This window comes from Bradyrhizobium lablabi, from assembly GCF_018129385.1.
GTDB lineage: Bacteria > Pseudomonadota > Alphaproteobacteria > Rhizobiales > Xanthobacteraceae > Bradyrhizobium > Bradyrhizobium lablabi_C.
Map to the genome: position 1 here is coordinate 55,294 of NZ_JAFCLN010000010.1, position 14,989 is coordinate 70,282.

Here is a 14,989-nt window from a genome sequence, read left to right on the forward strand (position 1 = left end):
GGCTCAAGCGGTGCTAGAGGTGCCGCCCGGACAAAACAGTGAGGGCGCCCCGAATGACGATGAGCGAGCAAACTTCTCGCTTGCAGAAGCAACCGATCGATAAGGAGCGGCTGCGCCAAAAATATCTCGAAGAGCGCAACAAGCGGCTGCGTCCGGACGGAAACGATCAATACATCGAGGTGAAGGGTCAGCTCGCGCACTACCTCGACGATCCCTACACGCCAGTCACGCCGCGCGCGCCGAAGACAGATCACGTCACCTTTGCTTTCATCGGCGGCGGCTTTGCGGGCCTTGCCACGGCCGCGCGGCTGACGGAGGCGGGGATCAATGACGTCCGCATCATCGAGAAGGGCGGCGATTTCGGCGGCACCTGGTACTGGAACCGCTATCCCGGCGCGCAATGCGACACAGCCTCGATGGTCTACATGCCGCTGCTCGAGGAAACCGGGCACATGCCGTCGGAGAAATACGCGCATGCACCGGAGATCCTCGCGCACTGCCAGCGCATCGGCAAACAATATCGCCTCTACGACAACGCGCTGTTCCACACGCAGGTCGAGAGTCTCGAGTGGGACGAAACGAAATCGCGCTGGCTGATCCGTACCAATCGCGGTGATGCCTTCACCGCGCAGTTCGTCGGCATGGGCACCGGCCCGCTGCACGTCCCAAAACTGCCCGGCATTCCCGGCATCGAGTCATTCAAGGGACATTCGTTCCACACCAGCCGATGGGATTATGGCTACACCGGCGGCGATCCAAAGGGCGCGCCGATGGAAAAGCTGTCCGACAAGCGCGTCGGAATCATCGGCACCGGCGCGACCTCTGTGCAGTGCGTGCCGCATCTCGCCCGCGTCTGCAAGGAGCTGTACGTCTTCCAGCGTACGCCGTCTTCCGTCGATGTCCGCGCCAACGCGCCGATTGATCCGGACTGGTTTGCGGGGATTGCAGCGCCCGGCTGGCAACTGCGCTGGTTGGAGAATTTCACCGCGAACCAGGCCGGCGGCACTGCCGAGGTGGATCTCGTGCAGGACGGCTGGACTGATCTTGCGCGACGTATCCGGGCAAAGATCGTTCAGCTTCCGCGCGAGCAGCGAACGCCGCCAAACATGCTGGCGGCGTTCGAGGATTCCGACTTCGAGAAGATGGAAGAGATTCGCTCACGGGTCGACAGCATCGTCGCCGATCGCGAGACCGCGGCAAAACTGAAGGCCTGGTACCGCCAGCTTTGCAAGCGGCCGTGTTTCCACGACGAATATCTGCAAGCCTTCAACATATCAGGCACGCATCTCATCGATACCGACGGCAAGGGCGTCGAGCGGATCACCGAAAACGGCGTTGTCGTCGCGGGCAGGGAATATCAGCTCGACTGCATCATCTATGCTTCCGGCTTCGAGGTCGGCACCGAATATCGCCGGCGCGCCGGTTTCGATCTCACCGGGAAGGGCGGTGTCAAACTGTCGGATTATTGGGCGCAGGGCATGCGGACCAAGCACGGCATCCACGTGCACGGATTTCCCAACGCGTTCCTCGTGCAGCCGGCGCAGGGCGCCAATCTGATCTCCAACGTTCCGCACAATCTGACAGACGCGGCGAAAACCATCGCCTTGATGGTCGGCCATGCCCGCGCCAATGGATTCAAGGAAATCGAGGTCACCAGGGAAGCCGAGGATCGCTGGATCGAACTGCTGCTGAGCGGCGCAGGACGGATGATCGGCTCGCCCGACTGCACGCCCGGCTACTACAACAACGAAGGGCGCGAACCCGGTCCGGCGGCGAAGCTGAATGTCGGCCACCCTGCGGGGGCAACGGCCTACTTCAAATATATCGAGGCATGGCGCAACTCGGGCCAGTTCGAGGGGCTGGCGTTTCGCTGAGCCGATTTCTCAAATTCCGTTTGTAGCGCAAGGGGAGTGCAGGGGTATGAACCAGCCAGCCGCCGGTGAAAGGCCGATCGAGTCTCCAAAGGACGCCACCGCGCCCGTCATCGCGCAGCATGCGGCGACGCTTCAGGCGCTGCCGTTCTCCGACACGCGCGATTTCGATGACGCCAAACGCGGCTTTCTCGGCACCGTGGAGAACGCGCGCATCGCCTCCGCGCAGGGCAGGGTAGTCTGGAGCCTTGAGCCTTATGGCTTCCTCTCGGATGAGACGGCGCCGCCGACGGTCGATCCCAGCCTGTGGCGCCAGTCGCGCCTCAACATGCATCACGGCCTGTTCGAGGTGGTGCCCGGCGTCTATCAGGTGCGCGGCCTCGACATTGCCAACATGACGCTGATCGAGGGCGAGCGCGGCGTGATCGTGGTTGATACGCTGACCTCGATCGAAGGCGCGCGCGCCGCGATGGAGCTCTACTTCCAGCACCGCGGCACGCGCCCGGTGGCCGCTGTCATCTTCACGCACACCCACACCGACCATTGGGGCGGGGCTCGCGGCGTGCTCGACGATGCGACGCTGGCTTCCGGCAGCGTGCCGATCATCGCGCCGAACTTTTTCATGGAACACGCGGTCTCCGAAAACATCATCGCGGGACCCGCGATGCTGCGGCGCGCGATGTATCAATTCGGTCCGCTGCTCGCCAAGGGCGTGCGCGGCCAGGTCGATTGCGGTCTCGGCAAGTCGATGGCGGCGGGCTCGGTCGCGCTGCTGCGCCCGACCGACCTGATCATCGCCACCGGCGACAAGCGCGTCATCGACGGCGTCGAATTCGAATTCCAGATGGCGCCGAACAGCGAAGCGCCGGCCGAGATGCATTTCTTCATCCCGCGCTACAAGCTGCTCAACCTTGCGGAAAACTGCACCCACAATTTCCACAATCTGCTGCCGTTCCGTGGCGCTGATGTGCGCGATGCGCTGGCGTGGTCGAAATATCTCGGCGAGGCCCTGCACATGTGGGGCGGCAAGGCTGACGCGATGTGCGGCCAGCACCATTGGCCGGTCTGGGGTCACGAGCGCATCGACACCATGATCCGCCAGCAGCGCGACCTCTACAAGTTCGCGCATGACCAGACCATCCGCCTGATGAATCACGGCCTGACCGCGACCGAGATCGCCGAGACGATCCGACTGCCCAAAAGCCTCGACGGCGCCTGGCACGGGCGCGGCTATTACGGCCACATCCGTCATAACGTGAAGGCGATCTACCAGAAATATCTCGGCTGGTATGACGCCAATCCCGTCAATCTCGATCCGCTGCCGCCGGTCGAGTCCGGCAGGAAGTATGTCGAATACATGGGCGGTGCCGCCGCGATCCTGGAGCGCGCAAAGACGGATTTTGCCAAGGGCGAATTCCGCTTCGTGGCGCAGGCGGTGAGCCATCTGGTGTTCGCCGAGCCGGACAATCAGGCCGCGCGCGCCATGCTGGCCGACACGTTCGAGCAGCTCGGCTATGCCGCCGAAAGCTCGACCTGGCGTAACGCCTATCTGTTCGGCGCGCAGGAGTTGCGGCAGGGCATGCCAAAAGTGCCGGCGCGCGCGCCGATGCCGCGCGAAACGCTGGCGGCGCTCCGCACCGAGCAGCTATGGGACGTGCTCGGCGTCCGCCTCAACGGTCCCAAGGCCGAAGGCAAGCGCATCGTGCTGAACTGGAGTTTTTCGGACACTGGCGAAAACTTCATTCTCAACCTGGAAAATTCCGCGCTGACCTATGTCGCGGACGCGCAGGCCCCCGATGCCGACGCCGGCTTCACGCTGGCGCGCAGCACGCTGGATGAGGTCATCGCCAAGCTGACCACGTTTCCCGATGCCGTCGGCGCCGGCAAGATCACCTTCACCGGCAATCCGATGCGGCTCGGCGAACTGATGACGCTGATGGACGAATTCCCGCGCGTGTTCGAGATCGTCGAGCCGAAGCGGACGATGGTGAGTTAGACATCGCGCCCGTCATTGCGAGCGAAGCGAAGCAATCCACCTCTCCGCGCGGGGATAGATGGATTGCTTCGTCGCAAGTGCTCCTCGCAATGACGGTGGTGGCCGCTACTCCGCGCTGCTCACCAGCTTCATGCGCGGCTTGGCTTCTTCCATCAGGCCGCGATAGGCGGCAAGATAGTCGAGCGCCATGCGGCGCGCGGTGAAGCGCTTTTCAAACACCTTGCGGATAGCTGCGCGGTCGAGCTGCAACAGGCGGTCGATCGAGGCAACCGCACTGAGTTCGTCCTCGACGACAAAGCCGGTTACGCCATCGTCGATGATCTCCGGGACCGAGCCGCGGTTGTAGGCGAGCACAGGCGTGCCGCACGCCATCGCCTCGATCATCACCAGGCCAAACGGCTCCGGCCAGTCGATCGGCACCAGTAACCCGATCGCGCCACTCAAAAAGTCCGGCTTCTCGCGGTCGCTGATCTCGCCGATGAAATCGACCAGCGGATTGTTCTGGATCATCGGCTTGATCAGTTCGTCATAATATTCCTGGTCGGCGCGATCGACCTTGGCGGCGATCTTCAAGGGAATGCCGCAACGGGTCGCGATCTTGATCGCGCGGTCGACGCCTTTTTCCGGCGCAATCCGGCCCAGCACGGCGAAATAGGAGGGCTTGGCCGGCTGCGGCGTCAGCAGGTTTTCCGGCAGGCCGTGATGGATGGTCCGCACCCAGTTGGCCTGCGGCACCGGCCGCCGCTGCGCATTCGAGATCGAGATCACCGGCAGCTTCGAGAACGTGTTGAACACCGGCTGGTGCTCGGGCAGGTCCAGCCGCCCGTGCAGCGTGGTCAGGAACGGCGTCGGCTGCCGATAGAACAGCGAGAACGGATAGTAATCGAGATGGAAGTGCAGGAAGTCGAACTCCTCGTCGTCACACTTGCGGCGGACGCGCTCCAGCATCACCATGTGCAGCGCGTTGGGATCGCGCACGGAGCCGTCGAGGCGCAGCGCCTTCGGCCAGGTCGCGTCAAGTTTCGCGGAGGTTTTCGAATCGCCGCTGGCGAACAACGTGACCTCATGTCCGAGCGCCACCAGTTCTTCCGTCAGCCAGTGCACCACCCGCTCGGTGCCTCCGTACAGTTTGGGGGGAACAGCCTCCGTCAGCGGGGCAACCTGCGCGATGCGCATCTCTCCGTCTCCTGTTTGTCATGCATGTGAAGAAAGCCCTGGCCCACAGTTGGCACCGGCGTGCCATAAGGCGGGAACGTTCCCGCGCCTGCGAAGTTCCTTAGGTGCAGCGGTCTTCTTGCTTCCTCCACACTGCGGTCTTGCTGATGCCATCCGCCGCCAACAGAGTTTCGACAATGACGATGCTGCAAAATTGTTGCGCAGTGATGGCCTTGCGCGGCGATATCGGGACCGACGCCCTTCACGTAACCGTGCGCGAGATGACGAAATAGAAATCTCGTTCGCCGCCAACAGGTTTGCAAATGAACATGGACTATCTTTCAGGATATGCGCACCGTCCGTTCTCGTTCGTGCTGCGCTATTTGCGCAAACGTCTCGCCGCGCATTTGGTCATATTGGCTGCCGTACTTGCGGCGGTCGCTTGTTCCGTAGGCACGCAGTACGGCGTCAAGAACCTGGTCGACAGCCTGTCCGGCGGCCCCGATCGTGCGGGTGGCGTATGGCTGGCATTCATTTTCCTCATGTCACTGGTCGCCGCCGACAATTTCCTGTGGCGCATCGCGAGCTGGACGGCGAGTTTCACCTTCGTTGGCGTCACGGGTGATCTTCGGCGCGACATGTTCCGTCATCTGACCGGTCATGCGCCCAGCTACTTTTCCGAAAAATTGCCGGGAATGCTGACCAGCCGCATCACGGCGACGTCCAATGCGGTTTTCACGACCGAAAACATGTTCGTTTGGAATGTGTTGCCGCCGTGCTTTGCCACGGTTGCGGCGATTGCCCTGATCGGGACCGTGAGCTTGATGATGTCGGCGACATTTATCGTGATCGCCGGGATCATGGTGCTGGCGATGTTCCACATGGCCGCAGCCGGAAAGCCGCTGCATGACGATTATGCCAACAAGGCCGCCGCCGTCGACGGCGAGATGGTCGATGTTGTCAACAATCTGCCGCTGGTGCGTGCATTTTGTGGCTTCGGCCATGAGCACGACCGCTTTGACGCCACCGTGAACCAGGAACTCGCCGCGCGCGGCAAGAGCCTGCGCTATCTCGAAAAGGTGCGGATTCTGCATGCCGGCGTGACGGTGGTGCTCACGATCTGCATGCTGGCCTGGGCGATCTCGCTCTGGCAGAAGGGCGCGGCCACCACGGGCGACGTCGTGCTGGTATGCACGCTCGGCATTGCCATTCTGAGCGCGACGCGCGACCTGGCGGTGGCGCTGGTCGACGTCACCCAGCATGTTGCGCGCCTCACTGAAGCGATCGCAACATTGTTGCAGCCGCACGAACTGAAGGATCACCCCGAGGCGGAGGTATTGGTCAAGAGCGGCGCCGCGATTGCGTTCAACAATATCTCGTTTGCCTATCCCGGCGGCCTTCAGGTGTTCGACAAGTTCAGCCTGCGCATCCAGCCCGGCCAGCGGGTCGGCCTCGTCGGTCACTCCGGCGGCGGCAAATCCAGCCTGTTCACGCTGCTCCAGCGCTTCTATGACGTGCAGGGCGGCAGCATCACGATCGACGGCCAGAATATTGCAAAGGTGACGCAGCAAAGCCTGCGGGAGGCGATCTCCGTCGTTCCGCAGGACATTTCGCTGTTCCACCGCTCGATCATGGAAAATATCCGCTACGGCCGCCCCAGCGCAACCGACAGCGAGGTGCTGCGCGCGGCGATGGCGGCGCGTTGCGACTTCATCGATTCCCTTCCGCAGGGAATGGCCACCATGGTCGGCGACCGCGGCATCAAGGTTTCCGGTGGCCAGCGCCAGCGCATCGCGATCGCTCGCGCCTTTTTGAAGGATGCGCCGATCTTGCTGCTGGACGAAGCGACCGCGGCGCTCGATGGTGAATCCGAGGAAGCGATCCGCGAGGCGTTGTCACGGCTGATGCGTGGGCGTACTGTGATCGCGATCGCCCATCGACTCTCCACGCTGCGCAATTTCGATCGCGTGGTGATGTTGCAGGCCGGCCGGATCATCGAGGATGGTCCCCCGGATATTCTCCTGCAAGGCAAGGGCCCCTACCGCGAGCTGGTCGCGCGTGAGATGGGTCGTCTCGCCACGCACGCGGCCTGAGTTCAGCCAGTAGCGTCTCCGAGTCCGGTGGATCAGTCGTCGAGGTCCAAATGGCAGCCGAAGTCGTCACGCAACTTGCAACCAATCGTCCCATCGAAATCGTCACGGAGCAGCCGTTCTACATCCCGATGACGGGACCGGCGGCGCGGCCGCGCCGCTCGCTGAAGCATGACGATACCTTCATCGTGCTCGACAGCCATGGCGACATCGGCGCTTCCGCCGGCGGACCGGACGGTCTGTTCAATGCCGACACTCGCTATCTCGCGCGCCTCGAGATGGTGCTGGACGACATGCAGCCGCTGCTGCTCGGCTCCAACCTGCGCGACGACAATTCCGCGCTGACCGTCGATCTCACCAATTGCGACGTCTACCGCAACGACCGCCTCGTCCTGCAAAAGGACACGCTGCACATCGTGCGCTCGATCTTCCTGTGGCGGGGCACGGCCTATCAGCGCATCGGGCTGCAGAACCACGGCGACCTGCCGGCGAGCTTTGACCTCACGCTGCTGTTCGACAACGACTTTGCCGACCTGTTCGAGGTGCGCGGCGAGCAGCGTCCGCGCCGCGGCGTCGGCTCGGCGAGACTGCTGGGCCCGAGCGACGTGGTGTTCGAATATAGCGGCCTCGACGAGCAGTCGCGCATCACGGCGCTGCATTTCGATCCAAAGCCGACCCGGCTCGCGGTCAACGCCGCGACCTATCATTTCGAGCTTGAACCGAAGCAGGTCACGTCGCTGTTCATTGCCGTCTCCTGCAACCGGCCGATCATGCACAAGCCTGTGCCGTTCTTCCGCGGGCTGCTCGCGCACCGCCGCGAGATGCGCCGCTCGACGGCGGGCGCCGCCAGCATTGAAACCTCCAACAACATCTTCAACGAGGTGCTGTGCCAGGCGATGGCCGACCTCAACATGCTGATGACGGAAACGCCGCAGGGCCGCTATCCCTATGCCGGCATTCCCTGGTACTCGACCACGTTCGGCCGCGACGGCCTGATCACGGCATTGCAGATGCTGTGGGTCGACCCGCGCATCGCCAAGGGCGTGCTGAAACGACTCGCCGTCTTTCAAGCGACCGCCGTCGACCCGCTCAACGACGCCGAACCCGGAAAAATCCTACACGAGATGCGCGGCGGCGAGATGGCAACGCTGCGCGAGGTGCCGTTCGCGCAATATTACGGCAGCGTCGATTCCACGCCGCTGTTCGTGCTGCTGGCCGGGCTTTACGTCGAGCGCACCGGCGATGAGGAAACGCTGGCCGAACTGTGGCCTGCGATCGAGGCGGGGCTGCGCTGGATCGACGGTCCGGGCGATCCCGACCGCGACGGCTTTGTCGAATATCAGCGCGCGACCGAGCAGGGGCTGGCGAATCAAGGCTGGAAGGATTCCTACGACGCGATCTTCCATGCCGACGGGCGGCTCGCCGAAGGCTACATCGCGCTGGCCGAAGTGCAGGGCTATGTGTTCGCCGGCAAGCGACTCGCATCGCGATGCGCGCGCCGCCTCGGGATGATCGACAAGGCCGCCAGCCTCGAATCCGAAGCCTTGCTGCTGGCCGAGCGGTTCGAACAGGCGTTCTGGTGCGAGGAGCTCGGCACCTACGCCCTGGCGCTGGATGGTGCCAAAGAGCCCTGTCGCGTGCGCACCTCGAATGCGGGGCAGCTCCTGTTCACCGGTATCGTGAGCGAAGATCATGCAAGGTTGGTCGCCGCCGACCTGATGAGTCCGAAATTCTATTCGGGCTGGGGCATTCGCACGGTGGCGCGGGGCGAGGCCCGCTACAATCCGATGTCCTATCATGACGGATCGGTCTGGCCGCACGACAATGCGCTGATTGCGCTCGGCTTTGCCCGGTACGGCCTGAAGCATTCGGTGGCGCATCTGTTCAAGGGCCTGTTCGACGCCGCGAGCTACATGGACCTGCGGCGGCTGCCCGAATTGTTTTGCGGATTCCAGCGCGAGCGGCGGCGTGGACCGGTGCTTTATCCGGTCGCCTGCGCGCCGCAGGCCTGGGCCAGCGCCACGCCGTTCACGCTGCTGGAAGCCGCGCTCGGGCTCGAATTCGATGCAGCGCGCCGCGAGATCCGGCTGCGCGATCCCCGCCTGCCGGAATTTTTGAACGAGGTCGTGATCCGCGATATCAAGCTCGGACCGTCGAGCGTGGATCTTCGGGTCCGCCGCCACGGCCAGGAGGTGTCGCTGGAGGTGCTGCGCACGCGCGGCCAGATCCAGGTGTCGATCGTGCTGACGCATTGAATGGCGGCAGGTCGTTGTAATCGCGAGGAGGCCATATGCGCACGAAACTGCTGGTGACTTTCATCGGCGCGGTCCTTGCGACATCGGCGGCGGTATGGGCGCAAGACAATGCGCCGCCGCAGACCAAGGGCGCCGTGCCCCAGGAGACTCAGAAGGAGCTGACTCAAAAGGAGCCGACTCAAAAAGAGCCGGCAGCGCCGCCTGCCAAGGAGCCGGCGCCACCGCCTTCGGTCACGGTGATCGGTGCGCGCGATGCGCACGGCATTCTGGGCCGCGAGGTCCGCAGCGCCTCCAATAACGAGAACATGGGACGGATCGTCGACGTGATCGTCGACCGCACCGGCACCGTGCGCGCCGCGGTGATCGATTTCGGCGGCTTTCTCGGCGTCGGCAGCCGCAAGATCGTCGTCGACTGGAGCGCGCTGCATTTTTCCCGCATCGCCAACAAGGGCGACACCGTCACGCTGGAGCTGAACAAGGAACAGGTCACCGCGGCGCCTGAATACAAGGAAGACACACCGCTGATCGTGCTGGGAGCGGCCGGCAAGTTGAGCCCGTGGGAGTTTGATCGGTGAGGAGATGAGCCTGATTGTACGTCCCTCCCATTCGATCAAGCGGAGTGACGACGATCGCCGCGGGCGACCGGCTGACGGCAATGTTGTGCCACTCTCGCCGTCGCCGCTGCCGGTACCAACGAGGCCGCCGCCATCGAAGCAGAGCCAGCGCGGCCTCGACTGGTTCATCTTCTTCCTCGCCGACGTGCAGACCGGCTTTGGTCCGTTCGTCGCGGTCTATCTGACCACGCAGAAATGGACCCAGGTCGAGATCGGCTTCGTGCTCTCGATCGGCGGCATCGTCGGCCTGCTCGGCCAGATGCCGGGCGGCGCCATCGTCGACGCCGCCCGTTCGGAGCGGGTGGTTGCCGGCTGTGCCGTCGCGACGATTGCCGCAGCCGCATTGGCCTACGCTCTCTGGCCGATCTTTCCCGTGGTCACCGCGGCGGCCACGCTGCATGCGATGGCAAGCTGCGTGCTCGGTCCGGCGATCGCCGCCATCAGCCTCGGTCTGGTCGGACCATATGCGATCGGCGAGCGGCTCGGACGCAACGCCCGCTTTGCATCGCTCGGCAACGGTTCGGCGGCGGCGCTGATGGGCGCCGTCGGTTATCTCATTTCGAACCAGGCCGTATTCCTCGTCACCTTCATGCTGGCGATCCCGACCCTGTTCGCGCTTTCGCGCATTCGCGAGCGTGAGATCGACATCGTGCAGGCCCACGGCGCCGTGGTGCGCGAGGTGCCGGACAAGAAGGCGACGAGCGTATTCAACCTGATCCGCCAGAAGCCGCTGCTGATTTTCGCCGGCGCCATCGTGCTGCTGCAATTGGCCAACGCGGCGATGCTGCCGCTGATGGCGGGCGTGGTGACGACGCGGTCGAGCCAATGGGCGCCGGTGCTGATCGCCGCCTGTATCATCGTGCCGCAGGCGATCGTGGCGCTGACCTCGCCGTCGATCGGCCGCAAGGCGCAGGCGTGGGGCAGGCGTCCGCTGCTGCTGCTCGGCTTCGGCGCGCTCGCCATTCGCGGCGTGCTGTTTGCAACGGTGACCGATCCGTTCCTGCTGGTGGCCGTGCAGATCTTTGACGGCATCACCGCCGCGGTGTTTGCCGTCATGATTCCGCTGATCGTGGCGGATGTCGCCTTCGGCAGCGGCCACTTCAACCTGGCGCTCGGCATTGTCGGCACTGCGACGGGTATCGGCGCCTCGCTCTCTACAGTGCTCGCCGGCTATGTCAGTGACAAGCTCGGCAGCAGCACCGCGTTCCTCGGGCTTTCCGGCATCGCGATGCTGGGCCTCCTGTTGATTCTCACCCTGATGCCGGAGACGCGGAAGACGTCGTGAGCACCAGATTTTTCGCGAGCAGCGCCGCCACTGCGAGCGAGGCGCCCACGCCGGCAACGCAGGCGGTCCACCCGAAACGGTCGAACAATTGCCCAAGCACGGCGCTGCCGGCAAGCCCACCGAGAAAGTAGCAGGCGAGATAGGTCCCGCTGGCGATGCCGCGATTTTGGCTGGCGGCCCGGCCGACAAAACCGGTCGCGCAGGCCTGCGCAAAGAACGTGCCGACGCCGGCCAGCACCATGCCGAGAAGCACTTGCATCAGGTTCGCGGACAGCATCAGCGGCAGGCCGACGGCTGCAACCGCCAGCGCCGTCCAGATCGTCGGCCGGGTTCCAAGACGGGCTACGGCTCGGCCGGCAAACAGCGTTGTGACGATGGACGGCGCGAACACCAAATAGACCAGGCCGAGATCCATCATTCCGAGCGAGAGAGGCGGCCGCACCAGCACGAAATTGACGAAGGTGAACGTGCCGATGAAGGCGAACAGGATGCAAAAGCCGATCGCAAAGGCCGAGCGGAGCTGGCGGTTGCGCCAGTGCTCCAGCGCCGCGGCAAGCGGCGATTGCACCGCCGGCATCGCATCCATCGGCTGGACGCGATGGATCGTGAAGCACACCAGCACGGCTCCCGTGAGATTGAGCAGCGCGAAGAAATAGAAATTGGACGCCAGTCCCAGCGTATCGGCGACCGCGGCCGAAATCAGCCGGCCGATCAGATTGCTGGCGACGTTGCCGGTGATGTAGGCCGCAAAGGCGCTGCCGGCATCCGTCGCGCTGCATTGTTCGCCGAGATAAGCGAGTGTCAGGGCGAATGCCGAGGCCATGCAGAGACCCTGAAGTATCCGCAGGACGGTGAACGTCGTGAGGTCGGGAGCGGTGGCCAGCAATGTGGTGGGAACCGCAAGCAGGACCAGACTGACGAGAATGCCAAGCCTGCGGTCGATGTGGGGGCTGAAAAAGCCGACCACGAGTCCGGCGATCGCCATGCCCATGGTGCTGGCGTTGACCGCAAAGCCCATTGCGGCCGGCGTGACGTTGTAGTGCCGTGTCAGCGACGGCAGGATCGCCTGCGTTGCAAACAGGTCGACCACCGTCAGAAATGCCGTGAGCCCGATGACGAGCGAGCGCAGCGCCACGCCCGGAGAATGGCCGTGCATTTCCACCGGCTTCATGAACGTGGAAAGGTCGGTCATGGCGTTCTCTCACTTGGAAGGGGGATGTGACGCCTGGGCGGGCGGGGCAACACGAAAATGCCAGGACGTCACATCCGGTAACGAGCCGGGCAGCTCGTCACATCCGGTTACATGTTGTGGTCGTGCGGATCCTTGCGGACGTCGCCGACGTAGAGGATCACCGTTTCCTTGCCGAGGTTCTTCCACCAGTGCGAGGTTCCGGACACTTCGGGCCGGATGTCGCCCGCCTTGTGCACGATGGGGTCGGCGCAGTTGGAGGCGTACTCGACGATCTCGCCCTGCTGGACGAAGATCAGCGCCGGCCGGTCGTCATGCGAGTGCCACGGCACGATTCCGCCGGGCTCGATCGTCAGCTTGCGGAAGCGCAGCTCGCGGTCTTTGATGGCCGCCGGCTGTTTCTCGAGATTGATCGAGCCGAGCGTGACGTCGGTGACGCCGACCGGCCTGTAATCGACCTTCTCGCGGACGTTCGGCTTCATCTTGTCGGCCGGGCATTCGCCGGCGAAGGCGGTGGATGCTGACGCAAGCGATACGATGATGCCGGCGAACGCAATGCCGTGACGGACGGAAGTCTTGCGGAATTTGAACATGATGATCTCCTTTGTGAGTGACTTGACGGCTGGCTACGTCGATGAGCTTCGTTGAAGGAAGGTGAACGGAGAAATGCCGGCTAGCTCTTGATTGGATAGCGCGACGCTATGCGCGGTCGCTTCAGCGGCGGCCCGCTATTTCGTTGCGATCGTCGAGGTGATGGACTCGACGACCGAGGTTGCCATTTTGAATTGTGCGGCCCGGTCCTTGATGTTGTGCCGCCGCGCGATCCATCCGAAATCGGTCCAGACCGCCCAGACCCCGCCGTCATCGTCCTGCGTCAGCAGCAACCGCACCGGCCAGTCGAGTCCGGCATTCGGATTGGACGTGATGAACTGCGTTCCGAGCGGCGGATTGCCGAACACGAGCAGCGTCGAAGGCCGAAGCTTGATTCCGGCGTCGGCCGCGAGTTTCGACTGATCGATCTCGCTGAAGAACTTGATCCCCTTGGCGGCGATGTCCGCCTTGATGCGGGCGATCGCTTCCTGCATCGGCACCGCGCTCTTGACGCGGACGATGCCGTCATCGCTGTCGGCGCGGGCCGCGGAGGCGGCCCCGATAAGGAACAGGGCGAGCAGAGCCGGCATGAACAATCTTGTGAGGTTGCCGGTGGCGATGCGGCGGGTCATCGGTATCTCCTGTCGGTGCTGTCGGCAGACAGGATGGACGCCCGCTTCCGAAATATGAAATGCGCAGGCGCTCTGAGATTGATAGCCGCCCGCTATTGGGATGCGATGCCCCGCCGCTATCGAACCGATTGGCTATCGGTATTTCCGAAGCCGCGCGATCGGGCCTCTGATTGGGTCCACGCCCGATTGGCGGGCGTCTCAACTCAACAGGAGCCCCCATGACCAATCTCGGCAAGACACTCATCGCCACCGCGGCCTTCGCTGCGATCGCCACGTCAGCGCTTTCGCAATCGGCCTGGGAATTCAAATCGGGCATGGCCTACACGTATGGCGGTCCCGGCAAGATGAGCGCCATGGCGATGGCCGCCGGCGACAAGAACCGGAGCGCGATGACGAAGAATGCCACCAAGGTGCCGAACAACACCGTCTTCTTCATGGACAACGGTCAGCTCTATTCAACGTCGGGGATGCTCGATCCCACCAGCAATTTCTATCTGCCCTGATTTTTCGCCCTTGCGGAGACTGCCCCTTGCGGGCGGCCTCCGCCAAAAAATAGTATCGGAAAGATGAAGTACGCCGGAGCAGCCATGACAGAGCTTTCGCCTGCCAATACCGAGCGTCTCAGGCTCGCCTTTGAGCGATGCCGCAACATGGAAGGCACGCTTCGCGAGCAACTGGAGGCCTATGCCGCCGCCGGGCGGGAATTCTTTCCGGCCTATGGCGAGGCGGTGGATCGCCTGGTGGCGCGCCTTCATGAAAACGGCGGCGGCGAAAATGCGCCGCGGCCGGGCGAGGCGATGCCGCCCTTTCTGCTGCCGGACGAGACCGGCCGCTTGGTCAGCCTGACATCTCTCCTCGCCAGGGGGCCGGTTGCCGTGATGTTTTACCGGGGTCATTGGTGTCCCTATTGCCGGCTCAACGTGCGGGCGGTGAGCCAGGCGATGGACAGGGTCAAGGCCGTCGGCGGCCAGGTCGCCGCCATCATGCCCGAGAGGCAGCAATACGCCGAGAAATTCAAGGCCGATGCCGACGCGCCGTTCCCGGTGCTGACCGATCTCGACAACGGCTATGCGCTGTCGCTCAACCTTGCGATCTGGCTCGGCACCGAAATCCGGGACCTGCTGTCGCACGATCTGTCGGATTTTCACGGCAATGACGGTTGGGTGCTGCCGATTCCCGCGACTTTCGTGGTCGGCCGGGACGGTTTGGTGAAGGCAAGGTTTATCGATCCCGACTTCCGCAAGCGGATGGAGATCGATGACCTGCTGTCGGCGCTGCAAAGCGCGACCTAGGCCCGCGCCGCGCTAGAGC

12 protein-coding genes are annotated in these 14,989 nt (G+C 63.6%); 8 read left to right on the plus strand and 4 right to left on the minus strand.

The features are described 5' to 3' along the window. Positions 1-53 precede the first annotated feature (53 nt). Together JQ628_RS19515 and JQ628_RS19520 are read left to right on the plus strand one after the other, a co-directional pair. Positions 54-1,874, plus strand: coding sequence for a flavin-containing monooxygenase (locus JQ628_RS19515; protein ID WP_212224606.1), 1,821 nt, complete (start codon positions 54-56; stop codon positions 1,872-1,874). Between the two features lie 46 nt (positions 1,875-1,920). Further along, positions 1,921-3,867 (plus strand): alkyl/aryl-sulfatase, encoded by a 1,947-nt coding sequence (locus tag JQ628_RS19520; protein WP_212224607.1) that lies wholly within the window; start codon positions 1,921-1,923, stop codon positions 3,865-3,867. Between the two features lie 105 nt (positions 3,868-3,972). Here the strand turns inward: JQ628_RS19520 and JQ628_RS19525 are convergent, their stop codons facing one another. Beyond that, the gene (locus tag JQ628_RS19525; RefSeq protein ID WP_212224608.1) at positions 3,973-5,043 is read right to left on the minus strand and encodes a glycosyltransferase family 4 protein; all 1,071 of its coding nucleotides are present in this window, start codon (positions 5,041-5,043) and stop codon (positions 3,973-3,975) included. A gap of 308 nt (positions 5,044-5,351) precedes the next feature. Here JQ628_RS19525 and JQ628_RS19530 point away from each other — a divergent pair, with 308 nt between their 5' ends. Genes JQ628_RS19530 through JQ628_RS19545 form a run of 4 tightly spaced genes read left to right on the plus strand, consistent with a single transcriptional unit; the run spans position 5,352 to position 11,266 of the window. Then, positions 5,352-7,115, plus strand: a complete 1,764-nt coding sequence (locus JQ628_RS19530; protein WP_212224609.1) for an ABC transporter ATP-binding protein — start codon at positions 5,352-5,354, stop codon at positions 7,113-7,115. A 50-nt stretch (positions 7,116-7,165) separates the two neighbouring features. Continuing rightward, complete coding sequence (locus JQ628_RS19535) at positions 7,166-9,367, plus strand: amylo-alpha-1,6-glucosidase (protein WP_212224611.1); 2,202 nt, start codon at positions 7,166-7,168, stop codon at positions 9,365-9,367. Between the two features lie 35 nt (positions 9,368-9,402). Further along, positions 9,403-9,942, plus strand: coding sequence for a PRC-barrel domain-containing protein (locus JQ628_RS19540; protein WP_212224613.1), 540 nt, complete (start codon positions 9,403-9,405; stop codon positions 9,940-9,942). 4 nt (positions 9,943-9,946) lie between these two features. Then, positions 9,947-11,266 carry an MFS transporter gene (locus JQ628_RS19545; RefSeq protein ID WP_212224615.1) on the plus strand — a complete coding sequence of 440 codons (1,320 nt, stop codon included), beginning with the start codon at positions 9,947-9,949 and terminating at the stop codon, positions 11,264-11,266. Here JQ628_RS19545 and JQ628_RS19550 read toward each other — a convergent pair. The 3 genes from JQ628_RS19550 to JQ628_RS19560 form a co-directional block, all read right to left on the minus strand. Further along, positions 11,232-12,458 (minus strand): MFS transporter, encoded by a 1,227-nt coding sequence (locus JQ628_RS19550; protein WP_212224616.1) that lies wholly within the window; start codon positions 12,456-12,458, stop codon positions 11,232-11,234. The two genes, JQ628_RS19545 and JQ628_RS19550, sit on opposite strands and share 35 nt — an antisense overlap. A 107-nt stretch (positions 12,459-12,565) precedes the next feature. Then, complete coding sequence (locus tag JQ628_RS19555) at positions 12,566-13,048, minus strand: cupin domain-containing protein (RefSeq protein ID WP_212224617.1); 483 nt, start codon at positions 13,046-13,048, stop codon at positions 12,566-12,568. A 135-nt stretch (positions 13,049-13,183) separates the two neighbouring features. Continuing rightward, complete coding sequence (locus JQ628_RS19560; protein ID WP_212224618.1) at positions 13,184-13,678, minus strand: DUF302 domain-containing protein; 495 nt, start codon at positions 13,676-13,678, stop codon at positions 13,184-13,186. Positions 13,679-13,896: 218 nt separating this feature from the next. Between JQ628_RS19560 and JQ628_RS19565 the strand changes: the two genes are divergently transcribed. Together JQ628_RS19565 and JQ628_RS19570 are read left to right on the plus strand one after the other, a co-directional pair. After that, positions 13,897-14,181: a hypothetical protein gene (locus JQ628_RS19565; RefSeq protein WP_212224619.1), complete on the plus strand. Its 285-nt coding sequence runs from the start codon at positions 13,897-13,899 to the stop codon at positions 14,179-14,181. 84 nt (positions 14,182-14,265) lie between these two features. Further along, positions 14,266-14,970 (plus strand): peroxiredoxin-like family protein, encoded by a 705-nt coding sequence (locus JQ628_RS19570; protein ID WP_212224620.1) that lies wholly within the window; start codon positions 14,266-14,268, stop codon positions 14,968-14,970. The last annotated feature ends 19 nt before the right edge of the window (positions 14,971-14,989 follow it).